At 68.6% G+C, this 21,126-nt stretch carries 20 protein-coding genes and 1 pseudogene; 9 read left to right on the top strand and 12 right to left on the bottom strand.

All coding sequences use genetic code 11. The features are described from left to right. The first annotated feature begins 39 nt into the window (after positions 1-39). The 4 genes from HUG12_RS13135 to HUG12_RS13120 all read left to right on the top strand — a co-directional run bounded on the left by HUG12_RS13135 (position 40) and on the right by HUG12_RS13120 (position 6,663). The gene (locus tag HUG12_RS13135; RefSeq protein WP_179269201.1) at positions 40-2,223 is read left to right on the top strand and encodes a DHH family phosphoesterase; all 2,184 of its coding nucleotides are present in this window, start codon (positions 40-42) and stop codon (positions 2,221-2,223) included. A gap of 108 nt (positions 2,224-2,331) precedes the next feature. Then, a complete protein-coding gene (locus HUG12_RS13130) occupies positions 2,332-3,885 on the top strand; it encodes a sensor histidine kinase (protein WP_179269200.1) in 1,554 nt (517 codons plus the stop codon). Positions 3,886-3,987: 102 nt separating this feature from the next. Continuing rightward, positions 3,988-5,727 (top strand): tRNA uridine(34) 5-carboxymethylaminomethyl modification radical SAM/GNAT enzyme Elp3, encoded by a 1,740-nt coding sequence (locus HUG12_RS13125; protein WP_179269199.1) that lies wholly within the window; start codon positions 3,988-3,990, stop codon positions 5,725-5,727. Between the two features lie 96 nt (positions 5,728-5,823). Then, the gene (locus tag HUG12_RS13120; RefSeq protein ID WP_179269198.1) at positions 5,824-6,663 is read left to right on the top strand and encodes a ZIP family metal transporter; all 840 of its coding nucleotides are present in this window, start codon (positions 5,824-5,826) and stop codon (positions 6,661-6,663) included. Positions 6,664-7,069: 406 nt separating this feature from the next. Here the strand turns inward: HUG12_RS13120 and HUG12_RS13115 are convergent, their stop codons facing one another. Further along, complete coding sequence (locus tag HUG12_RS13115; RefSeq protein ID WP_179269197.1) at positions 7,070-8,326, bottom strand: Zn-dependent hydrolase; 1,257 nt, start codon at positions 8,324-8,326, stop codon at positions 7,070-7,072. A 264-nt stretch (positions 8,327-8,590) separates the two neighbouring features. Here HUG12_RS13115 and HUG12_RS13110 point away from each other — a divergent pair, with 264 nt between their 5' ends. The 3 genes from HUG12_RS13110 (at position 8,591) to thrS (ending at position 11,986) form a co-directional block, all read left to right on the top strand. After that, complete coding sequence (locus HUG12_RS13110) at positions 8,591-9,127, top strand: DUF1326 domain-containing protein (protein ID WP_345777009.1); 537 nt, start codon at positions 8,591-8,593, stop codon at positions 9,125-9,127. A gap of 25 nt (positions 9,128-9,152) precedes the next feature. Further along, complete coding sequence (locus HUG12_RS13105; protein WP_179269195.1) at positions 9,153-9,950, top strand: DUF2182 domain-containing protein; 798 nt, start codon at positions 9,153-9,155, stop codon at positions 9,948-9,950. Positions 9,951-10,054: 104 nt separating this feature from the next. Beyond that, positions 10,055-11,986: a threonine--tRNA ligase gene (gene thrS, locus HUG12_RS13100; protein WP_179269194.1), complete on the top strand. Its 1,932-nt coding sequence runs from the start codon at positions 10,055-10,057 to the stop codon at positions 11,984-11,986. 319 nt (positions 11,987-12,305) lie between these two features. Here thrS and HUG12_RS13095 read toward each other — a convergent pair whose 3' ends face one another. From HUG12_RS13095 to HUG12_RS13070, 6 genes are read right to left on the bottom strand one after another with little or no spacing between them, the layout of a single operon-like run. Beyond that, entirely contained in the window at positions 12,306-12,599 is a 294-nt protein-coding gene (locus HUG12_RS13095; protein ID WP_179269193.1) for a hypothetical protein, read from the bottom strand. A gap of 3 nt (positions 12,600-12,602) precedes the next feature. Then, a complete protein-coding gene (paaE, locus tag HUG12_RS13090) occupies positions 12,603-12,767 on the bottom strand; it encodes a 1,2-phenylacetyl-CoA epoxidase subunit PaaE (protein ID WP_179269192.1) in 165 nt (54 codons plus the stop codon). Positions 12,768-12,774: 7 nt separating this feature from the next. Further along, on the bottom strand, positions 12,775-13,191 hold the full coding sequence (gene paaD, locus HUG12_RS13085) for a 1,2-phenylacetyl-CoA epoxidase subunit PaaD (RefSeq protein ID WP_179269191.1): 417 nt from the start codon (positions 13,189-13,191) through the stop codon (positions 12,775-12,777). Next, on the bottom strand, positions 13,192-14,013 hold the full coding sequence (paaC, locus tag HUG12_RS13080) for a 1,2-phenylacetyl-CoA epoxidase subunit PaaC (RefSeq protein ID WP_179269190.1): 822 nt from the start codon (positions 14,011-14,013) through the stop codon (positions 13,192-13,194). After that, positions 14,013-14,351 (bottom strand): 1,2-phenylacetyl-CoA epoxidase subunit PaaB, encoded by a 339-nt coding sequence (gene paaB, locus HUG12_RS13075; RefSeq protein ID WP_179269189.1) that lies wholly within the window; start codon positions 14,349-14,351, stop codon positions 14,013-14,015. The genes paaC and paaB overlap by 1 nt, the downstream gene beginning before the upstream one ends. Continuing rightward, positions 14,348-15,289, bottom strand: coding sequence for a Phenylacetic acid catabolic protein (locus HUG12_RS13070; protein ID WP_179269188.1), 942 nt, complete (start codon positions 15,287-15,289; stop codon positions 14,348-14,350). The genes paaB and HUG12_RS13070 overlap by 4 nt, the downstream gene beginning before the upstream one ends. Positions 15,290-15,372: 83 nt before the next feature. Here HUG12_RS13070 and HUG12_RS13065 point away from each other — a divergent pair, with 83 nt between their 5' ends. After that, entirely contained in the window at positions 15,373-16,008 is a 636-nt protein-coding gene (locus HUG12_RS13065; protein ID WP_179269187.1) for a helix-turn-helix domain-containing protein, read from the top strand. Between the two features lie 28 nt (positions 16,009-16,036). Here HUG12_RS13065 and HUG12_RS13060 read toward each other — a convergent pair whose 3' ends face one another. From HUG12_RS13060 to HUG12_RS13040, 5 genes and pseudogenes are all read right to left on the bottom strand, one after another. Then, positions 16,037-16,486, bottom strand: a complete 450-nt coding sequence (locus tag HUG12_RS13060) for a DUF2085 domain-containing protein (RefSeq protein WP_179269186.1) — start codon at positions 16,484-16,486, stop codon at positions 16,037-16,039. A gap of 1 nt (position 16,487) precedes the next feature. Then, positions 16,488-16,952, bottom strand: a complete 465-nt coding sequence (locus HUG12_RS13055; RefSeq protein ID WP_218836319.1) for a TM2 domain-containing protein — start codon at positions 16,950-16,952, stop codon at positions 16,488-16,490. Between the two features lie 121 nt (positions 16,953-17,073). Further along, positions 17,074-17,262, bottom strand: a pseudogene (locus tag HUG12_RS13050) (MaoC family dehydratase); the annotation flags it as partial. Positions 17,263-17,560: 298 nt separating this feature from the next. After that, positions 17,561-17,752, bottom strand: coding sequence for a hypothetical protein (locus tag HUG12_RS13045; RefSeq protein ID WP_179269183.1), 192 nt, complete (start codon positions 17,750-17,752; stop codon positions 17,561-17,563). 86 nt (positions 17,753-17,838) lie between these two features. Next, positions 17,839-19,815, bottom strand: coding sequence for a CocE/NonD family hydrolase (locus HUG12_RS13040; RefSeq protein WP_218836318.1), 1,977 nt, complete (start codon positions 19,813-19,815; stop codon positions 17,839-17,841). Positions 19,816-20,588: 773 nt separating this feature from the next. Between HUG12_RS13040 and HUG12_RS13035 the strand changes: the two genes are divergently transcribed. Beyond that, positions 20,589-20,837: a DUF4242 domain-containing protein gene (locus HUG12_RS13035; protein WP_179269181.1), complete on the top strand. Its 249-nt coding sequence runs from the start codon at positions 20,589-20,591 to the stop codon at positions 20,835-20,837. The last annotated feature ends 289 nt before the right edge of the window (positions 20,838-21,126 follow it).

The raw sequence follows: 21,126 nt of genomic DNA, 5'->3' as shown, positions 1-21,126 counted from the left end.
CGACAACCGTTTTAAGCCGGGGACCTTCCCATCGCACAAATGGGTACCTGTATCATCTGTGGTACGCCCACCGAGGGGCGTGTCTGTGATTCCCACCAGGAGGACGTCGTGTTCGAGTTCCGCGGAGACAAGCCGAGCCAGCTCGTCCCGAACCGCTTCTACAGCGGAACGGTCGACGGCTACGCGGACTTCGGCCTCTTCGTCGACCTGTCGCCCCAGGTCACCGGGCTGTTACACCGATCGGAACTGGACCAGCGGCTGGAGTCGCTCGACCTCGAACCGGGCGACCCCGTGTACGTCCAGGTGAAGAACGTCCGGGACAACGGCGACGTCGACCTCACGTGGTCCATCCGCCAGGCCGACCGCGACTTCCGCGGCGCGCTCGTCCAGGACGGCACCGAGGAACGCGACGCCGAACCGGACGACGACGACGATGACGACGACGTCGGGCCGGTCTCGGTCACGTCGAAGCCGGCCGACCGGTCCGGCGGCCGCGACCGCGGCGAGGAATCAGGACGGTCCGACGACTCCGGCCAGTCCGGCGGCTCCGGCCGGTCCGGCGAATCCGGGAACGCGGAGACGTCGAACGACGGCGGCACCACGGCCGCCCGGTCGGACGAGGAACCGTCCGCGTCCGGTTCGGGCGGGGCGACGACGGACGCCCCCTCGGCCGGGTCGGACGCCGACGAGCGCGGGTCCGAGCCGACCGCGGACCGCGAACGGGTCCCGATCGGGTCGCTCCAGGACCGGGTCGGCCGGGACGTCCGGATCGAGGGCGAGGTCGTCAGCGCCCGCCAGACCGGCGGCCCGACCGTCTTCGAACTGCGCGACGAGACGGGCGTCGTCGACTGCGCGGCCTTCGTCGAGGCCGGCGTCCGCGCGTACCCCTCGATCGAGGTCGGCGACGTTGTCCGGCTCGACGGCGAGATCGAACGCCGCCGCAACGAGATCCAGGTCGAGACGGAGGCGCTCGCCGCGCTCTCCGGCGAGGAGGCCGAGACCGTGCAGCGTCGGCTCGCCGACGCGCTGACCGACGAGGCCCGCCCGGAGTCGCTCGACGCGCTCGCCGCCCACGACTCGCTCGACGCGATGGAGGGCGAACTGCTCGACATCGCGGAGGCGCTGCGCCGCGCGGTGCTCGAATCGCGCCCGATCGTCGTCCGCCACGCCGCGACCGCCGACGGCTACGTCGCCGGCGCGGCCGTCGAACGCGCCGTGCTCCCGCTCATCCGCGAGGAACACGCCGCGAGCGACGCCCAGTACCACTACTTCACCCGGCGGCCGATCGACGAGCCGGTGTACGACATGGACGCGGCGACGAAGGACGCGACCCGGATGCTCCAGGACCGCGACCGACACGACGAGAAGCTCCCGCTCGTGCTCCTGCTCGGCACGGGCTCGACCGCGGAGTCCGCCGACGGGCTCGACCTCCTGGGCATCTACGGCGCCGAGCGGATCGTCGTCGACGCCGCGGCCGCCGACCCCGAGATCGCCGACTCGGTCGAGATCCTCGCCAACCCCGACCTCGCGGGGGCGGACAACGGCGGGCTCTCGACCGCGACGCTCGCAGCCACGCTGGCCGCGACGGCCAACGCCGACGTCCGCGACGACCTCGAACACCTCCCGGCGGTCAGCTACTGGGAGGGAGTGCCCGAGGCGTACGCGGACCTCGCCGACGAGGCCGGCTTCGACGCGGAGCGCGTCGCGGAGCTCCGCGAGGCCGTCGCGCTGGAGGCGTTCTACCAGAGCTATCAGGACAAGCGGGAGCTCATCACGGACATCCTCTTCGGCGAGGACGACGGCGCCCTCGCGGGTCACATCTCCGGGCAGTTCCGCGAGAAGCTCGGGACGGAGATCGATACCGCCCGCGCGAACGTCGAGTCCCGCGAGTCCGCGGGCGTCCCGTTCACAGTCCTCGACGCGGACGCGTACGCCCACCGGTACGACTTCCCGCCGACCCCGCTGCTCGCCGACGAACTCCACCGACGCGAGCGGGGGGGTGAGGACGAGCACGTGACGCTGGTGTACGGCACGGACGAACTGTTCCTCCGCGCGACCGCGGACCTGGACGTCCGCGCCATCGCCGCCGAGGCGGCCGAGGCCGTCCCGAACGCCGGCGTCACGGCCGTCGGCGTCCGCGAGGGCCGCATCGAGTTCCTCTCGGGCCGCCGCGACGCCGTCGTCGACGCCGTCGTCGACGCCGCCGCGGAACAGTTCCCCTGAGTCGACTCCCGCCTTCTCCTCCCGCCGACGTCACGCAGCCGAGAGATGTCATTGGAAACGTATTTATTCTGGTGACACTTCACGGTCCACGACGGCTCTCGCGTGAGCATGGAACACACAGAACGAACCGGCGAACGGCGCGCACACGAGAAGAGCCCCGCAGTCGACTTCGACGCGCTCCGGGCCCGGGCTGGGACGATTCGCGCGCGTGAGAGCGCTCGCGGGATCCGGGAGCGGCTCGCTCGCGTCGCGCTCGAGGAACTCGATCCGGACGCCGTCGGCGTCTATCGCCGCGAGGGTGACCGCTACCGCGCCGCCGTCGAGGCGCCCCCGGAACCCCCCACCTCGGTCCCGCCGGTCCTCCCGGGCGCGGACTCGCCGCTCGCGGACGCGGTGAGGTCGGGCGACACACGCTGTGGGGCCGTTCCCGACGAGTCCGCCGGCGACGCCACCGACTACTGTGTCACCCCGCTGAACGGCGACGGCGCGGTGTTACTGCTCACGTCGAACCGGGACGGGTTCGGCCCCACCACGCGTGCCGGGCTCTCGATGCTCGTCGGTCACGCGGAGGCGGCACTCGCCGGGGTGGAGGGCGGGGCCGTCCGCCGCGCCGCCGCCGAGACGCGGCCGGACGTGCCGGACGACCAGTTCCTCGAGGCGCTCTCGCACGCCTGCCCCGACTACGCGTTCGTCTACGACGACGACGGCACCTGCCTCGACGTGCTGCCGGGGATCGGGTCGGGACCCATCCACGCGACCGGGGACCCCGTCGGCCGGAACGTCCGCGACGTGTACAACGACGAGCGATCGGACCGCATCGTCGCTGCGATCCGGGCGGCGGTTCGAACCGGGGAGCCCCAGCGGGTCGAGTACTCCCGGAGCGACGATGGGTCGGTGACCCGCGTCGAGGGGCGGGTCGCGCCGCTGCCGCGCGAGGACGGCGATCCGCGCGCGGCGGTCCTGGTCGCACGCGACGTCACCGAGCGGTACGAGCGGGAACGCGACCTCAGACGGCAGAACGAGCGGCTCGAACGGTTCGCCTCGTTCGTGAGCCACGACCTCCGGAACCCGCTCGCGACCGCGTCGGGCTTCCTCGACCTCATCGCCGAGGACGTGGACGACGACCGACTCGACCGGGTGGCCACGGCCCACGACCGCATGGAGTCGCTCATCGACGACCTGCTCTCGCTCGCCCGGGAGGGGCGCGGTCCGACCGACACGGCCCCGGTCGAACTCCGCCCCGCCGCCGAGCGTGCGTGGGACACAGTCTCGGTCGCGGGGACCCTCGAGGTGGTCGGCACGACGACCCTCCGTGCCGATCCCGGCCGGTTTCGACGGGTGCTGGAGAACCTCTTCCGGAACGCGGCCGAACACGCCCCCCGCGGCGACCCGAGGCCCGATCCGACCGTCCGAATCGGGCCGCTCCCCGACGGGGACGGGTTCTACGTCGCCGACGACGGCGACGGGATCCCAAGCGACCGTCGGGAGGACGTGTTCGAGACGGGGTACACCTCGATCCCGGGCGGAACCGGCCTCGGCCTCGCCATCGTCGAGCGGGTGGCTGAGGCACACGGCTGGGACGTGCGGGCGGTCGAGTCCGACGGCGGCGGCGCGCGGTTCGAGTTCAGCGGGGTCGAGGTCGTCGACCCGGACGCCGAGTGACCTCCGGACCGGAGCCCCGCCGCGGCGTGCCCGGGGAGAAACCAACGCCGGGAACCCCCCGGAACGAAACCCTTACCCGAGAAACGCGCGGACTCCTCCCCAATGAGCGGCGCGACGGGTCCCGGGGACGTCGAGTCGGACGCCGCGGGGCCTCCGGAGGAGTCCGAGGCGTTCGTGCGGGTCTGTGAGACGCTCGTGGAGCGGATCCTCGAGGGCGACTTGGGACGCGACGACCTCGAATCCGCGAAGCTCGAGGCCTGTTCGGAGTTCTCCGCGCCGAAGGTGCCAAAGAACACGGACCTCCTCCGGCACGCCCCCGAGGGCCGCCGCGAGGAGGTGACCGAGGTCGTCCGCCGAAAGCCGGTCCGCACGGCCTCGGGCGTCTCCCCGGTCGCGATCATGACCTCCCCGCACATGTGCCCGCACGGGAAGTGTCTCTACTGTCCCGGCGGGCCGGCCTCGGAGTTCTCCAGTTCCCAGAGCTACACCGGACACGAGCCGGCAGCCGCACGGGGGAAACAGAACGACTACGACCCGTACGGGCAGGTCACCCTCAGGCTCGAACAGCTCAGGCACATCGGCCACCCGGTCGAGAAGGCGGAGCTCATCCTGATGGGCGGGACGATGACCGCCCGCTCGCACGACTACCAGGAGTGGTTCGTGAAGCGCGCGCTGCGGGCGATGAACGAGTACGACACGGACGCGGAGCCGAACCCGGCCGAGGGTCGGAGCTTCGCGCAGGAGCCCGACGAGTACGGGTTCGAGTACCTGGAGGACGTGAAGGCCCGCAACGAGGACGCCGACGTGCGGTGTATCGGCATCACGTTCGAGACCAAGCCGGACTGGTGTGACCCCGAGCAGATCGACCGCATGCTCGATCTGGGCGGGACGAAGGTGGAGGTCGGCGTCCAGACGACCTACGAGCGGGTGAACCGCGAGATGCACCGCGGGCACGGCGTCGACGCGTCGGTGGACGCGAACCGGCGGCTCCGGGACGCGGCGTTCAAGGTCGGCTTCCACATGATGCCCGGCCAGCCCGGCATGACCGCCGAGATGTGTCGGCAGGACTTCCGGGAGCTGTTCGATAACCCGGAGTGGCGGCCCGACTACCTGAAGATCTACCCGACGCTCGTCGTTCGCGGCACCCGCGTGTACGACCGGTGGCGCCGCGACGAGTTCGAGCCGCTCGACAACGAGGCGGCCGCGGACCTCGTCGCCGACGCGATGGACGAGATCCCGAAGTACTGCCGGCTCCAGCGCGTCCAGCGCGACATCCCGGCCGACTTCATCGACGCGGGCGTCTGGAAGTCGAACCTCCGACAGCTAGCGGAGCAGCGCGCCGCCGAGAAGGGGTACGAGCTCCGCGACGTCCGCGCCCGCGAGGTCGGGCACAACGACGCCGATCCGGACCCCGACGACGTGGAACTCGACGTGATGGAGTACGAGTCGGGCGGCGGGATCGAGAAGTTCGTCTCCTTCGAGGACCCCGTACGGGACCTGCTCGTCGGCTTCTGCCGGCTCCGGTTCCCCTCGTACTCGCACGCCGCGCCCGGCGCGGGGCCGACGGCCGAGGACGACCCCGTTCGGCGCGAACTCGCCGACGCCGCCCTGGTCCGGGAACTCCACGTGTACGGGTCGCCGGCGACGTTCGACGGCCGCGGCGAGGACGGCGACTGGCAGCACCGCGGCTACGGCCGGCGGCTGATCAGGACGGCCGAGGACCTGGCCGCCGACGCCGGCTTCGACAAGCTCTCGGTCATCTCCGGGCTCGGCGTCCGGGGCTACTACCGCGACAAGCTCGGCTACCACCAGGACGGGCCGTTCGTGAGTCGGCGGCTGTAGTCGGCCGACGGGGTTCGACGACCGGCGGACGGGGGCGATCCCGAGACGTCGTCCCCGGAGCGGTATCTTTGATATGGGCCCCTCCATGGCACCGGTATGGCCGAACAGTTGTTCGTCGACCTCGTCGGCACGAACCCGCTCGTGCAGGCGCTCGTCGGCGGACTCGTGATCGCCGGAATGAACATGGTCGGGGCGTCGCTCGTGCTCGTCTACCGCAACCCGACCGAGCGGGTGCTCGACGGCGCGCTCGGCTTCGCGGCGGGCGTCATGCTCGCCGCCTCGTTCACGAGCCTCATCGTCCCCGGCATCGACGCGACGGAGGTCATCGTCCCCGGCGTGCCGGCGACGGGGCTTCTCGCGCCGTTTCCGGTGCTCGCGGGCATCCTCATCGGCGTGATCGTGCTCGACCAGGCGGACCACTGGGTCCCCCACGTCCACGTCCTCATCACGGGACGACAGCGGGTCGACCAGACGGTCACCGAGTCGGGCGTGGCCTCGGTCATCCTCTTCATCGTCGCCATCACCATCCACAACATGCCGGAGGGGCTGGCGGTGGGCGTCGGCTTCGGCTCGGGGGACGTCGCGAACGCGCTCTCGCTCATGCTCGCAATCGGCCTCCAGAACGTCCCGGAGGGGCTGGCGGTGTCGGTCGCCGCCATCAACGCCGGCTTCGACCGGAAGACGTACGCGGTGCTGACCGGGATCAGGTCGGGGTTGGTGGAGATTCCGCTGGTCATCGTCGGCGCGGTCGCGGTGTCGCTCGCGGCGCCGATCCTGCCCTACGCGATGGGCTTCGCCGCCGGCGGGATGCTGTTCGTCATCTCCGACGAGATCCTCCCGGAGACGCACGCCCGGGGCCACGAACGGCTGGCGACGCTGGGAACGATGCTCGGGGTGGTGGTGATGTTGTACCTGGACGTGGCGTTGGCCGCGTGAGTCGCCGGGACTGATCCGTCTCCGGGCAGCGGGATGGGAGGGCGACGAATTCGGCTGCTCCCCCGGTGAGAACGCTGCGAAAGCCGGCCCCTTTCAGTCCCACCCGACCGCACCTCACTTACCTCGGAGCGGGCTCCTCGGAACTCACCCTCGTGGTTCGAAAATCGAAGATGTTCGTCAGTACGGGAACCCACCGGGTTCCGTCAGCGGCCGGATTCCACAGGAATCTGGCACCATCACGAGAGGCGCTTTGCGCCTTTCGAACGACTCCGTTCGCGTGAGCCTTCCCAGCCGATTCGCTCGATCGGCTCGCTCCGCTCGCCTCTCCCACTCGTCCCTCGCGCGACGGTGGCGGACACGGAGGTCCGCCAGCCGCGCGCCACAGCCTGCCGGGTTCCGGTCGTGGCTACTCGGTCGCCACGCTCGCCATCGCGCCGGCCATCACCCGGGTCGCCGCTGCACAGTCGTCCCAGTCGGTCCACTCGCAAGGGTTGTGGCTGATGCCGTCCCGGGAGGGCGCGAACAGCAGCGCGGCGTCGGTCACGTCCGCGACGTGCATCGTGTCGTGGGCCGCGCCCGAGTGCAGATCGATAGTGTCGATTCCGACCGCGTCGCCGGCCTCGTGTGCGGCCGCGCGGAGGCGCTCGCTCATCGGGGTCGGGTCGAGGTCGAACGGCCGCTCGACGGAGGTGTCGACCCCGCGCTCGGCCTCCAGCCGTTCGAGCGAGTCGCGTGCGGCAGCGACGACGGTCTCCATCGACTCGTACTCCACGTCGCGAACGTCGACGCCCGCCTCGACCCGGCCGGGGACGACGTTCGTCGCGTTCGGCGAGACGGAGAGCGACCCGACGGTGCCGACCGCCGACTCGCTGCTCGACCCGACGACCTCGCTCGCGGCGGATTCGACGTCCAGCACGAACTCCGCGGCCGCGGCGAGCGCGTCCGTCCGGTCGCCCATAGCGGTCGCGCCCGCGTGGTTCGCCTCGCCCTCGATCTCGACCTCGCAGTGGGTGATTCCGGTGACGGTGGTCACCACCCCCGCGGGGACGCCCGCCCCCTCCAGCGTCGTGTCCTGCTCGACGTGGAGTTCGTACCAGGCGTCCCAGTCGCTCGCGTCGAGGACGCCCTCGCCGCGGAACCCGACGTCCTCGAGGGCCGACTCCAGCGTGACGCCCTCGTCGTCGGTCAGAGCGAGCGCCTCCTCGACCGAGCGCTCCCCGACCGCGACCGAGGAGCCGAGCAGGCCGTCCGCGAAGCGCTGGCCCTCCTCCTCGGTGAACGAGACGACGACGACCGGCCGGTCCGGTTCGACGTCGGCGTCCCGCATCGCCCGCACCGCCTCCAGCGCGCCGTAGGCGCCGAGCGGCCCGTCGAAGATGCCACCTTCCGGGACCGAGTCGAGGTGGCTCCCGGCGGCGACGGCTGGGGCGTCCGGGTTCGCCGAGTCGGGGGCCCACGTCCCCGCGACGTTTCCGACGGCGTCCACGGTCACGTCGAGTCCGGCGTCCGCCAGTCGGTCGACGAACCGCTCCCGTGCGAGTCGGTTCGGCTCGGTTCCACAGAGCACGGTGCGTCCCCGCCCCTCGTCGGCGTCGACGTCGCCGAAGGCGGCGTTCGCCTCGACGTCCTCGCGCAGTCGGTCCTCGTCGACCGGGATGTCCATACCACCCCTCGTGACGGCCGGGGCTTTTGCCTTTCCGACGCGGCGGGCCGATTTCCCCGGTGCAGGGATTTCCGACCCGTGGACGCACCTCCGCCATCGGACGGCGCCTGCGAGGATTCCAGCGGGTGACCGGTTTCCACGGGGTGACTATATCGTGCCCCGCGTTGCCGAACTACACGGTATTCACCGATGACACGGGAGTGGACGATCAAGGGAGACTACGTCGAAGCCTGCAACTGCGACGTCGCTTGCCAGTGCGTGTGGCTGGAAGCGCCGGACGACGACGTCTGTACCGTCTCGTTGGCGTGGCACATCGACGAGGGGAGCTACGACGACGTCGACCTCGGCGGGGTGAACGTCGCCATGCTCGTCTCGACCGACGAGGGCGTCATGTTCGCCCCCGAGACGGAGTGGGACGTCGTGCTGCTCGTCGACGAGGCGGCCGACGACGACCAGCGCGAGGCCGTCGAGGACATCTACTTCGGCCGCGCCGGCGGCATCTGGGAACCCGTCGCGGACACGCACGTCAGGTCGGCGGAGGTCGCGACCGTTCCGATCGGTTTCTCGCGGGACGGGTCGGAGTTCTCCGTCGAGGTCGGCGACGTCCTCGAGATGGACGCCGGCGGCGCCGTGGGGTTCAACGACGAGGTCGGCACGATCTCGCCCCACCCGCTGACGACCAGCACCGAGGTGCAGACGGGCAGGTCGACGACCGCCACCGTCTCCTACGACGACCGGTTCACGTGGGACGTCTCGGGCAACAACGCGTATCTCGGCGACTTCGAACTGGCGAACTCCTGAGGCCGCCCGGAGAGCCGAGGCTTCCATGGCCACGTACGACTCGCTCAGGGATCGTATCGCACGCCGACGCGTCCCGATCGTCGCGCTCGTCACCTACGCCATCGCGCTGCTCGCGTGGGCCGCGGTCGTCGGTCGCTGGCTCCCGATGCCCGGGGGAGCGACGAGCTCGGGGATGCGGATGTCCGACCCCGGGGTACCGGAGGCGACGGCGCTCTCGAACGGGGCGACCGGCGTCGGCCTCTACCTGGTCATGTGGGGGGTGATGATGGTCGCGATGATGTACCCGTCGTCGGTCCCGCTGTTCCGGCTGTACGCGGGGACGCTCGAGGGGACGACGACCGCCGGCAAGGCGGCGCGGGTCGGCGCGTTCGTCGGAACGTACGCGCTCGTCTGGACGCTGACGGGGGTCGTGCCGCTCGTCGTCAACGCCCTGGTGCCGATCGCGGGCGTCGCGAGCGCTCACGGCGGACTCCTGATGGGCGGGACGCTGCTGCTCCTGTCGGGCTACCAACTCTCCCCGTACAAGTACCGGTGTCTGCGCTACTGCCGGTCGCCGCTCGGGTTCCTCGTGGGCCACCACCGCCCGGGCGTGGGCGGTGCCGTGCGCACGAGCTGGGAGTTCAGCGTGTTCTGCGTCGGGTGCTGCTGGGCGCTGTTCGCGTTCATGGTGACCGTCGGCTCGATGAACATCGTCTGGGTGGCGCTCATCGCGGTCGTGCTCTCGCTCGAGCGGACGGTCGCGTGGGGCGAGCATCTGGCCCGCGGGGTCGGCGTCCTCGCCGGGGGCGGCGGGGCCGTCGTCATCGCGCTCTCGTTGGTGTAGCGGCGGCCGTTCGCGTGTGACGTTCGCTCCGGCGTTCCACCTCGCCCGGGCGCGACCCGCGCGCTTCGACAAGACTTATTCACGCCCTCCGACTCCGCTTTCGTATGAGCGACATCGCAGTCGTCCTGCCGGACGGATCGGAGCTGTCCGTCCCGGAGGACGCCACGGTCGAGGACGCGGCCTACGAGATCGGGCCGGGGCTCGGCGAGGACACGATCGCCGGCGTCGTCGACGGCGAACTGGTCGACAAGCACGCGCCGGTCCACGACGGCGCCCGACTCGAGATCGTCACCGACCAGTCCGAGGAGTACCTCGACGTCCTTCGCCACTCGGCCGCCCACGTCTTCGCGCAGGCGCTCCAGCGGCTCCACCCCGACGCGAAGCTCGCCATCGGCCCGCCGACCGACGACGGCTTCTACTACGACGTGACGGGGGTGGACCTCGACGAGTCCGACTTCGAGGAACTGGAGGCGGAGATGCGCGACGTCATCGAGGCCGACTACGACATCGTCCGCCGGGAGCTCCCCCGCGAGGAGGCGCTCGCGGCGTTCGAGGACAACCCGTACAAGACGGAGATCCTCCACGAGGAGGCCGCCGGCGAGGACCCCGTCTCCGTCTACGAGCAGGACGACTGGCGCGACCTCTGTAAGGGGCCCCACGTCGACTCGACGGGCGAGATCGGCGCCGTGAAGCTGATGAGCATCTCCTCGGCGTACTGGCGCGGCGACGAGGCGAACGACCAGCTCACCCGGGTGTACGGCACGGCGTTCGAGTCCGAGTCTGACCTCGAGGAGTTCCTCGAGATGCGCGAGGAGGCAAAGGAGCGGGACCACCGGAAGATCGGCCGGGAGATGGACCTCTTCTCGGTGCCCGACCACTCGCCGGGCTGTGTCCACTTCCACCCGAACGGGATGACGATCCGGCGGGAACTGGAGGAGTACATCCGCGGAAAGAACGACGACCTCGGCTACGACGAGGTGTGGACGCCCGAACTGAACAAGGCCGAACTGTGGAAGCCGACGGGCCACTACGACAACTTCACGGCCAACGGCGAGATGTTCAACTGGGTCCAGGACGACACCGAGTACGGCCTGAAGCCCATGAACTGCGCGAACCACGCGCACGTGTACGCGACGAGCACCCACTCGTACCGGGACCTCCCGATCCGGCTCTCGGAGTTCGGCACCTGCTACCGGAACGAGCAGTCGGGCGAGCTCTCGGGGCTGCTCCGGGTGCGGGGGTTCACCCAGGACGACGGCCACGCGTTCGTCCGCCCCGACCAGATCGAGTCGGAGATCCGCGGCACGCTGGGGGTCATCGAGGAGATCTACGGCGACTTCGGGCTCGAGGTCATCTACAAGCTCGAGACCCAGGGCGAGAACGCGGTCGGCTCCGACGAGGTGTGGGACCAGGCGACCGACGCGCTGAAGGCCGCCCTCGAGGGCGAGGGGCTCGACTACCGGATCGAATCCGAGGAGGCGGCCTTCTACGGCCCGAAGGTCGGCATCGACGCGCGCGACGCCATCGGCCGGGAGTGGACGGTCGGGACGGTCCAGCTCGACTTCAACATCCCGCGCAAACTCGACCTCACCTACGTCGGCGAGGACAACGAGGAGCACCACCCGGTGATGGTCCACCGCGCGCTGCTCGGCACGTTCGAGCGCTTCATGGGCGTCATCATCGAGCACTTCAAGGGCAACTTCCCGCTGTGGCTCGCGCCCGAGCAGGTCCGCGTGCTCCCCATCTCGGACGACAACCTCGGCTACGCCCACCGGGTGCGGAACGACCTCGGGGACTTCCGCGCCGAGGTCGAGGACCGCGACATGACCATCGGCCGGAAGATCCGCGCCGCCCACGACGACCGGGTGCCGTACATGATCATCGTCGGCGGCGACGAGGAGGAGACGGAGACCGTCTCGGTTCGGGACCGCTTCGAGAACGAGGCGAACGACGTCGACCCGGGCGAGTTCCGCGCCCACCTCGAGTCCGAGCGGGAGGAGAAGCGGCTCGAACCGGACTTCGTCGGCGCGGAGTGACCGCCGGGAGACGAACCCGGCCTTCGACCGCGCGACGATCCCGTTTCTCCGACCGGACCACGACCCCCCGAGCCCGTGCCGGCGGTCGTCCCCGACGCGACGGACCCGACCGTCCGGAGGGTGGGACCGAACGGGCCGCGTTCTCGGCGGAGTCCGACGACGGAAGCGCCGCAACCGAGGACGCAGCGACCGAAGGAGTGGGTCGCACCGAGGCGCGCGAGTCGGGCACCCGGTGCGTCCGAGGTCCGCTACCGGGCGGGTACGGCGACGCGCGAGTCGAGAGCCGGGAACGATCCGACGCGAACGCCATCGGACCGGATCACACGCCGTCGCGCGAGACGACGACGGTCGCCGTCTCGGCGGACCGCCCCATCGGCTGTACGACCCAGCCGCGCTCCTCGACCGCGGCCCGGAGGTCGTCGGGGACCAGGGCCGGATCGCCGCCGTCGTAGAGCCGTGGGAGGAGACGCCGCCAGCCAGACCGCGGTTCGGCGCGGTGCTCCTCGGGCAGCGGGACGGTTCCGCCCGCCTCGTCGTACCCCTCCGTCCGCGTCACCGAGCCGTAGCCCAGCTCCTCCAGGGCGGCGAGAACGTCGTCGAGCGTGGCGGTCACGGGCTACCCGAACCGCTCGAAGGGCTGCCGACAGTCCTCGCAGTAGTGCATGGAGCGACACAGCCCCGGCCCCTTCGGATGGTCCCGGATCGTGTCCGTCGACCCGCAGTACGGGCACTCGGCGGCCTCCCCGTCGTCGCTCGTCGTGGTGCTCGGGTCCGGATTCATCGTCGGATCACACGCTCAGCCCGAACTCGCGGAGGTGCTCCCGTCCGCGTTCGGTCACCATCTCCACGTTCCACTGCGGCGAGTACCGCAGGCGGACCTCCGCGTCGGCGACGCCCTCGGCCGTCATCGCCGCGCAGCGGACGTCGTTCATGAGCAGGTCCCGCGCCGGACAGCCCGAGTAAGTGAGCGTCAACTCGACCACGCAGTGGTCAGTCGGCTCGTCGACCTCGACGCCGTAGACGAGTCCGAGGTCGACGACGCTCACGGGCATCTCCGGGTCCTCGACGCCGTACAGCGCGTCCCAGACGTCGGCCTCGGTCCCGGTCGCACCCTCCCCGGTCTTCGGGTACTCGTCCGACGACTCGCCCGACCCGTAGTCGGTGTGCGAGCAGACGTCCGCGTCGAGCGGCGCGTTCGTCGTCATCTACGGCCCCTCGCCGCGCAGGCGCGCGGGCGACTCGAACTCCAGTTCGCGGTACGTGGCGGTGAACTCCTCGTGGAGGTCGAACCAGGCGTCCGTGTGGCTCCCGTCCCGCCCGACCGCCGCGGGGCGCTCGACGGCGTCCGGTTCGGGCACCTCCAGGCCGAGCGACTCGAGGAACGGGACGACGACGTCCAGCCACTCGGCGCGCAGGTCCGGGAGCGATTCCGTCCGGAAGCCGTGGTCGACGACCCCCTCCTCGCGCGGTCCCGGGGCGAACAGCGTGAGCGCCGGCGGGAACAGCTCCTCGACGGCCGCCTGGACGCGCTCGTGCGAGGCCGGGTCTGCGGACAGCCGTTCGAGCCAGCTCTCGGCGTGGTCGCGGTGGTAGTCCTCCTCCGCGAGCGCCTTGCCGACGCGGTCCGCGAGGGGGGCGTAGCTCGTGTCCACGAGCGCATCGAGGCGGAGCCGTTCGGCGACGTCGTAGAGGTACCCCCGGACGACGGCGTCGCCCCAGCCGTCCTCCTCGAACGGACGTTCCACGAGCGTCGCGTGGGTCCACTCCCCGGGCGGGCGCTCCCAGACGCACTCGGCCTCGGTGTAGCCGAGTTCCTGCAGGAGTTCGTACCAGAGCCGGGCGTGGCCGAACTCGTCCTGTGCGACGTTGGCGAGCGCGAGATCCGACTCGATGGTCGGCGCGAAGATCTGCCACTCGGTGAGCCGCTCGGCGTGGACGAACTCGTCGTCCGCGAGCCGGAAGAGGAGCCCCTCCAGCGCGAGCTGCTGTTCGGCGGTGAGGTCGTCGCGATCGAGGTCCGCGGCCATCAGTCGGCCCCCTCCCGCGTCGCCTCGCGGCGTTTGCGTGCCGCCTCGCGCTGTTCGGCCTCGCTGTCCTCGACCTCCCGTGCGAACGAGGCGTCGATGTCGTTGTACGTCATCGCCCAGCGGTACGCCTTGTCGGTCGAGCCGCCGAACGCGACGTCGTCGGCGTCGACCTCGCCGATCTCGGATCGCGGGACGACCCAGAGGGAGTTCGTCTGCATCCGGCGACCGTGCTGGATGCTCGCGAACAGCTTCGCCATCTCGCGGTCCGGGGCGTGGACGTTGCCGGCGTGCCGGTGGTAGTCGCCCGGCTCCTCCTGGCGGAACACCTCGTAGATCATGGGTTCGCCGCCCCCGTGGCCGCCCCCGCGCTCGACTCCCAGGCGTCCATCGACCGGCGGACCCACTCGACCGCGTCCCGTCGCCGTCGGCGTGAGCCGATCTGTTCGTGGCTCCCCACGTACTCGTTCTTCGCGATGGTCCAGAACTCGTCCCAGTCGAGGTCGTCCTCGCGGACGGCCATCGTGCCGTCCTCGCGCTCGAAGATGCGCGGGTACTCCGGGATCTCGAGCCCGTACTTCTCGGCCTTCGGGACGTACATGTTCAGAAACGAGTTGCGGAGGTCGTCGTTGCTCGTCGTCTTCAGCCCGACCTCCTGGGCGAAGTCGTTGTGGGTCGACTCGTCGTTCGTCGGCCCGAAGAACTGGAGGATCCGTGGCCACCACTCGTCGAACGTCTCCTGCATGCGTTCCCGGGTCGCCTTCGACCCGCGCATCAGTTCCCGGAGGATGGACTCGCCGTGCTTGACGTGGAACCCCTCCTCGAAACAGACCTTGTCCATCGCGTGGGCGTACGGCGTCCACGACGTGTTCTTCAGCGTCGCCTGCCGGCGCATCGCGCCGCCGTCGACGAAGAAGTCGATCATCGGCGCCTCGTACCACGAGTCGACGGGGTAGTGAAAGCAGTTGAGGAACCTCCCCTCGCCGGTTCGGAGCTCCTCCAGCATCTCGTCGCGGGTCTTGACGCCGAGCGTCTCCGCCGCCCGGTAGAGCAACTGGGCGTGTCCGATCTCGTCTTGAACCTTCGCCGTGTTCGCCAGCTTTCGGTCCAGCGACGGCGCGTGGCGGGTGAACTCCCTGTCGAGGTAGCCGCCCATCACCTCGCTGTTCGCGTGGAACTGGATCATCCGGGTCGCACGCCGCCGGTACTCCTCCGGCATGTCGTCGCCGGGGCCGAACTGGCGGGGGCCGGCCCGCTCCTTGACCGTCTCGATGTCCATGAAGGATCGTTACGTTCGGCCCGCCCTATCGATTCGCCCGTCCATGGACGGGGTTTATCCGTACCGGAGACCATCCGTTCGCCGTGATAGAGGAGTGTCTCGTCGTCGAGGTGGGCGTCACCGGCGACGCGTGTCCGCTCGCCGCGGCGACGCGCTCGTCCGGGACGCGCGTGGAGGCCGAACCGCCGCTGTTGCGCCGTGACGGCAACGCTCTGCTCCGGTTCTCGGCGCCCGCGGGGGAGGACCTGGCCGAAGCGCTGGACGCAGACGAACGAGTCCGGTACCTCCACCGCTCGCGGGCCGACGGCCGCGACAGCTACCGCTGCCTGTCGATGCACCCCTGCGTCGTCCACGACCTCATCGACGCGGGATTCATGGCCGAGTCGCTGACGTACGCCGGCGGCGAGGGACGGTTCGAGGGCGCCGTCGTCGGCCGGGACGTCCTCCGCGGCGTGATGGAGGCGGCGGGGGAGGCGGTCGGCGTCACCCTCGAACGGGTGTACCCGCTGGGCCCGGAGCCGGGCGACGCGGCGGGTCGCTGGGACGTGACGCCGGCACAGGAGGCGGCGTTGCGGGCGGCGCTGGCAGCCGGCTACTTCTCGGTCCCGAAGGGTGCGACCGCCGGGGAGGTGGCCGCGGAGCTCGGCGTGAGCAAGTCGGCGTTCCTCGAGCGACTCCGTCGGGGGCAGGCGGCGCTGTTCGAGCAGGTGTTCGGGTAGGCGTCGCGGCCGGCACGGGGCCGACCCGTCACCGCGAGTCGGCGTACAGGAACGCGGCCGCGAGCGTCGCGTATCCGAGCCCCACGGCGACGACGCCGGGACGACCCCGGCCGGTCACGAGGCTCGCGAGGCCGAACCCGTATCCGAGTCCGAGGGCCAGTCCCGTCGCCGTCCGGACGTCGTTTCTCCCCGGCCGGTCGCCGTACCCGGTGAGAACCCACTCGAGGAGCGCGGGTGCGGGGAGCGCCGCGACGGCGGCGAGGGGGGCCCGTACGCCGCCGGCCGCGGCGAGCAGACCGATCGCGATGCCCGGATGGACGCCGGCACAGCGCGCACACAGGCGGTATCGTCGCCCGCGAACCCGCACCGAGTGACAGCGACGCGGCCGCTCCGCGGGCGGGTGGTGGGACAGGAGGTACGGCGCGGCCGCGCGCAACCCCGCGCGGACCTCCGCGGGGAGGTCCGTGAGGCGGCTCATCTCAGCGCTTCACGTACCGGCGCTGGAACTCCTCGTCGGACTTCGTGAGGTAGATGATCCCCTCGATGATCCCGAGCACGGCGGGGATCCCCGTCCAGAAGAAACAGAGGTAGAGGACGCCCATCTTGTTGTCGCCGAGGTAGAACTTGTGGATCCCCAGCCCGCCGAGGAAGAGGGCGATGAGCGCGGCCGCGAGTTTGTCCACCTCGCCGCCCGCGCCGATCGTCTGTTCGGCGCCACACTCCGGGCACAGCTCCGCGTCGCGGTTGACGACGCTCCCGCAGTTCGTGCAGTACTTCTCGTCGGCCGTCCGGCCGGGGCCGCCGCTCTCCGGGAGGCGCCGCTGGCTCACGCCACAGTGGGGACAGATCTCGGCGTCGGCGGAGATCGACTCCCCGCAGGAGATGCAGTACGTCTCGGTCGACGGCGCGCCCGCGGCACCGCCGGAGGGCTCGTCGGTACTCACGGTCGGTCGGTTCATCGACCGCCCGTAAATACCTGCCGCAGGGGGGTCGCGCCGAACGGGCCACGGCGATCGCGAGTCCCTCACGTCCCCGGGATCCGTGCTCGTCCTGCGTTCGATGTGATCAGTCCCGTCGGGCGATCATGAACTTCACGTCGCCGGCGAACACCGTCTCGCCGTCCCCGTTCGTCATCTCCGTGTCGAGGACGACGAGGCCGGCGTCCTCGCGCGAGGAGAACGGCTTGGTCCCCGTGACCTCCATGTCGAGCGAGATCGTGTCGCCGACGTACACCGGCGTGGGAACGTCCAGATAAAAGGTGGCAGTGGAAAAAGGTAGGTCACGCGTCTGCCAACACTCCTCCCGCCACTGGTTCCTACTGGTAGGACCGGAGCGACGGCATCTCACAGTCGTCGAGATGCGTCTTGATGTCCGACTCTCGATACCCACGTGGTGAGCGGACACTGACCGCAGCCCGGATACACTGGTCGCGGTTCCAGCCAGCATCGTAGTCGTCGACGTGTTCGTGGGTGAGTCGGACTCGCACACTCCTGCGGCCGGCAGCGTCGACGACGACGTACTCGACCCGTTGGCCAGGCGCAAGCGGCGTGCCCTACTGCATCCGCCGCAGCGCACACACCGTAAGCGTCTCCTGGCTGGACCGCTCGACGTCCTTCGAGACACGCTGCTGCACCAAAAGCTGGTTGGCCGGCACGTCCCTGTCGGCGAACATCGTGCGCCACTCTGCGGGGAAAGTGAGGACCCCGACGGGACCACCAGTTCGATCCACCGTTACGACTGCCACTACTGGGTCACGGAATCAATTTCCCCTCGGGGATTCATTGGCCGACTGGAACAAAAAGGACTCCAAGAGGAGGTAGTGACGCCTGCCTACCGTCCGCGTCCCTGGCGCCCGGGCACGGGTGAGTCGATCGTTCGCTCTTCGAGGCCTTCCATCGGAACGATGGGGAGTTCGACGCGAGAGGGGTACACGTCGTCGTGGTAGATCGTCTGCTCTGCGGTCTCCATCTCGTCGTCGTCGAGTCCTTCGCCCGTGTTCAGGTTCCGGTCGTACCGCGGGAAGTCGCTACTGGTAACGTCGATTCGAATCCTGTGTCCTTCCTCGAAGACCCGTGCGGTGGGCCAGACGGCGATCTTCCACTCGTAGACCTCCCCGGGGGTCAGCAGACTCACGTCGCTGTACGATTCGAGAGCACGCGGATCGGCCTCCACGTCGCCGATGCGTCCTCGCCGAGCACCTTCTGCGACCCAGAGCCCCCCCGTGCGGGCCCCAGGGGTCACGTCCGAGAGGTGGACGATGAAGTCCGTATCGACCGCCGACGTTTCCGCGAACAGCGTGACGGTTATCGGGCCGACGATGGCGACGTCCTCGGAGAGGACATCCGTCTGATAGACTAGGATGTCTTCGCGGCCGTGATAAGCGGTCGCGCGGTCGGTCACACCGCCGTGCCAGTGGCTATTGTAGCCGCCCTGAGCGACGACCGGATCGCTCGGATCGTACGTGTACTCGTCCGTCGGATCGCTCCTGGAATCGTTCGTCGATAGCTCGCCGTTGTAAGTCGGCTCGTCGGTTGCCGCGGCGTCTGCATTCGCATCGCCGTCGCTGTTCAGGTAGTAGTTCGTGAACTCCGTCTCCGGCAGGGGGAACTCCTCCGCGCCGACCCACTCGTCGAGCCCCGGGACATAGAACCGGACGCTCGGCAGTGACTCGACCTGTTGCGCGCGCCCTTTCAAGTGCCGGTCGAAAAACGCCACGACGGTCGCAAGTTCGTCGTACGCCGCGTTCTCGGGGAAGTAGTACGCCGAGCCAGTTACCTGCCCCTGCGCACGCACGCTCTCCGCGCCGTGGGTGTAGGGACCCATTACGAGTTCCATCTCGTCGGAAACCCCTTCCTCGGCGAGCCCTTGGTAGTTCGTGACGGGACCCTGCGTGAAGATGTCGTACCAGCCGCCGTAGTTGAGGACTGGAATGTCGACCTTGTCGTAGTGGAGAGTATGATCCTGGGCTTCCCAGTACTCGTTGTAGGTTTCGTTCGTGTGCCAGTCGGTGAGCCAGTCGAGCCCGACCTCCTCGAACGGCTCGTAGGGATGGACCGGGAGGTCCCAGTAGACCTGCATCATCGCTTCCTGGGCCTCGTCAAGGACGGTGAAGTTGTCAGCCTGGTTCGGATTGTCCCGATTGAACCGCTCGACTCCGAATCCGTTCAAGTAATCGATGTTGTGCGAGAGCAGGCACGCACCACCTGCGTACGATCCCTGCCCGTAGTAACTCGACACGGCGTACCCCGGGGCCATCGCCTCAAGGTGTGGCGGGAGTTCGTCGTTGTGAACGATCGCCCACTGCGTACCAGCGAGGTAGGAAATACCGAAGGTTCCGACGATGCCGTTCGAGAATTCCTGTTCAGCCGCCCACTCAATCGTGTCGTAGCCGTCGGCCGCCTCGGCGTTCCCCTCGCTCCGATAGGGATAAAAGTCCCCGTCGGACTCAAACTTCCCGCGGACGTCCTGCACGACCACCGCATACCCTCGCTGGGCGAAATACTCCGCAGTTCCGCCGTAGCCGGCTTTATTATAAGGCGTCCGCGTTACCAGCGTCTCGATACCCCCGCGCTGATTTGCCTGCGGTGGGAGGTACACGTCGGCGCGCAAGATCCGACCATCCCGCATCTCCACCTCGACGTTTTCTCTCTTCTCGACGAGTTGCCCCGTCTGTGCCCGTTCTTCCGAGACTGCTCCCTTGACTGGGTTCGCCGTAACGCCGAAACCGACGAGTGACACTCCACTCAGCTCCACGAACCGTCGTCGGGACATTGGTGTGCCCCTTGGTATCGTGCCATTATGTGGCATGACCGTCGCTAACACCCGATGTGTTAAAAATTTAATCTAGTGATACATTGAAATTCATTAGTATCGATATGGGAAAAACTGTCCTTTCCACCGGGTTTGAGAACTGGCGAACACCCGGATGCAGTTGCATCGTTCCGGTGGCTACATCCTTCTAACCGGCTGTATCAGCTTCTATCGGCCGGAAACGGAATTAGCGGGACATGGAGATGGCGCCAAGCAGGCAGCTCCGGACGTGAATCCGGTCGAGGTAATCCTGGTGGGGGGCGAGTTCGCGATACTTCTCGTCTGAGCGGGAGAACGGAGAAGGTGAGCCCTCACTGGGTAGGGAACAGGAAGTGGAATGGGGGAGAAGGAAAGGCCGGTTAGGCGTCGCCGGGGATCACTTCGGTTCCGACTTCCTCCCGCTATTCCTCTTCTTTTCTTTCCTCTTTCCTTGTGACGGATTCTTTTTCCGCTTTGATCTTCGTCTCTTGCGACCGATGGATCCGCACTGGCTGCGATGGAAGTCGACAGTGACGCTCGAAATGCGGATCTCGTCGACTATCGAGTATGAGGTCGGAGGGCCGTGTCGAAACCCGCAACAGTTGACAGACCTGGCCTGCTGACTACAGAGGATGTATGCAGTAGACGGTCGTCGTTCGTTTCCGGCCGTCAGCGATGAAACAGCCGCTAAGTGGGCCTGCATTCTCATCGTCCTTGCATTGTGGTAGGAACTATATGGATACCAAGAGGGCCGAACGTTATTCCCTTGCTGTGGGCTATTTTAGTGGGCAATGCCACTGTTCATGGACATCCATAAGAACGTTGATGCGAGCCCGGAAGAGGTTGCTGAAGCCCACCAGAAGGACCTCGAAACGCAGGAGCAGTACGATGCAAACTTTAAGGAATACTGGTTCGACGAGGACGAAGGTACCGTATTCTGCCTGTTTGAAGCTCCTGACAAAGAGACGGGTGAGAAAGTTCACAGCGAGGCACACGGCCTCGTCGCCGAGGAAATCCACCAAGTACAACAAGGAGAGTAACCCAGTCGATAGAACTGCCCTTCCTCTTCCAATACGATAGGTCTCTGACTATGACGGTTGGCCAACGGTTAGTTTGGAACCCGTTTTGACTGCACGTCTCGTTAACTGGATTATCTGTACTTAGCGATACATTCACTTGGCACATCGGCCTGCCCTCGTGCCCGATACGCGCCCTGTATCATTGTAGGGGCGTTTCAACCTACTCAGTCCTTGTGACGATCCGAATGCTGACCACAAAGGGTGAGTTCAGCACGGAGAGTACCTCCGGTTCAAAACGAACCCTACGATG

The sequence above is a fragment of the Halorarum salinum genome (assembly GCF_013402875.1).
Taxonomy (GTDB): Archaea; Halobacteriota; Halobacteria; order Halobacteriales; family Haloferacaceae; genus Halorarum; species Halorarum salinum.
Note: the sequence above shows the minus strand (reverse complement) of the source record. Positions and strands in the feature narration are given on the sequence as shown.

What these genes read in the sequence shown, in the direction of transcription:
- HUG12_RS13135 (WP_179269201.1), top strand. Translation starts at nt 40, where the DNA reads ATGGGTACCTGTATCATCTGTGGTACGCCCACCGAGGGGCGTGTCTGT.
- HUG12_RS13130 (WP_179269200.1), top strand. Translation starts at nt 2,332, where the DNA reads ATGGAACACACAGAACGAACCGGCGAACGGCGCGCACACGAGAAGAGC.
- HUG12_RS13125 (WP_179269199.1), top strand. Translation starts at nt 3,988, where the DNA reads ATGAGCGGCGCGACGGGTCCCGGGGACGTCGAGTCGGACGCCGCGGGG.
- HUG12_RS13120 (WP_179269198.1), top strand. Translation starts at nt 5,824, where the DNA reads ATGGCCGAACAGTTGTTCGTCGACCTCGTCGGCACGAACCCGCTCGTG.
- HUG12_RS13115 (WP_179269197.1), bottom strand. Translation starts at nt 8,326, where the DNA reads ATGGACATCCCGGTCGACGAGGACCGACTGCGCGAGGACGTCGAGGCG.
- HUG12_RS13105 (WP_179269195.1), top strand. Translation starts at nt 9,153, where the DNA reads ATGGCCACGTACGACTCGCTCAGGGATCGTATCGCACGCCGACGCGTC.
- thrS (WP_179269194.1), top strand. Translation starts at nt 10,055, where the DNA reads ATGAGCGACATCGCAGTCGTCCTGCCGGACGGATCGGAGCTGTCCGTC.
- paaE (WP_179269192.1), bottom strand. Translation starts at nt 12,767, where the DNA reads ATGAATCCGGACCCGAGCACCACGACGAGCGACGACGGGGAGGCCGCC.
- paaD (WP_179269191.1), bottom strand. Translation starts at nt 13,191, where the DNA reads ATGACGACGAACGCGCCGCTCGACGCGGACGTCTGCTCGCACACCGAC.
- paaC (WP_179269190.1), bottom strand. Translation starts at nt 14,013, where the DNA reads ATGGCCGCGGACCTCGATCGCGACGACCTCACCGCCGAACAGCAGCTC.
- paaB (WP_179269189.1), bottom strand. Translation starts at nt 14,351, where the DNA reads ATGATCTACGAGGTGTTCCGCCAGGAGGAGCCGGGCGACTACCACCGG.
- HUG12_RS13070 (WP_179269188.1), bottom strand. Translation starts at nt 15,289, where the DNA reads ATGGACATCGAGACGGTCAAGGAGCGGGCCGGCCCCCGCCAGTTCGGC.
- HUG12_RS13060 (WP_179269186.1), bottom strand. Translation starts at nt 16,486, where the DNA reads ATGAGCCGCCTCACGGACCTCCCCGCGGAGGTCCGCGCGGGGTTGCGC.
- HUG12_RS13040 (WP_218836318.1), bottom strand. Translation starts at nt 19,815, where the DNA reads ATGCCACATAATGGCACGATACCAAGGGGCACACCAATGTCCCGACGA.
- HUG12_RS13035 (WP_179269181.1), top strand. Translation starts at nt 20,589, where the DNA reads ATGCCACTGTTCATGGACATCCATAAGAACGTTGATGCGAGCCCGGAA.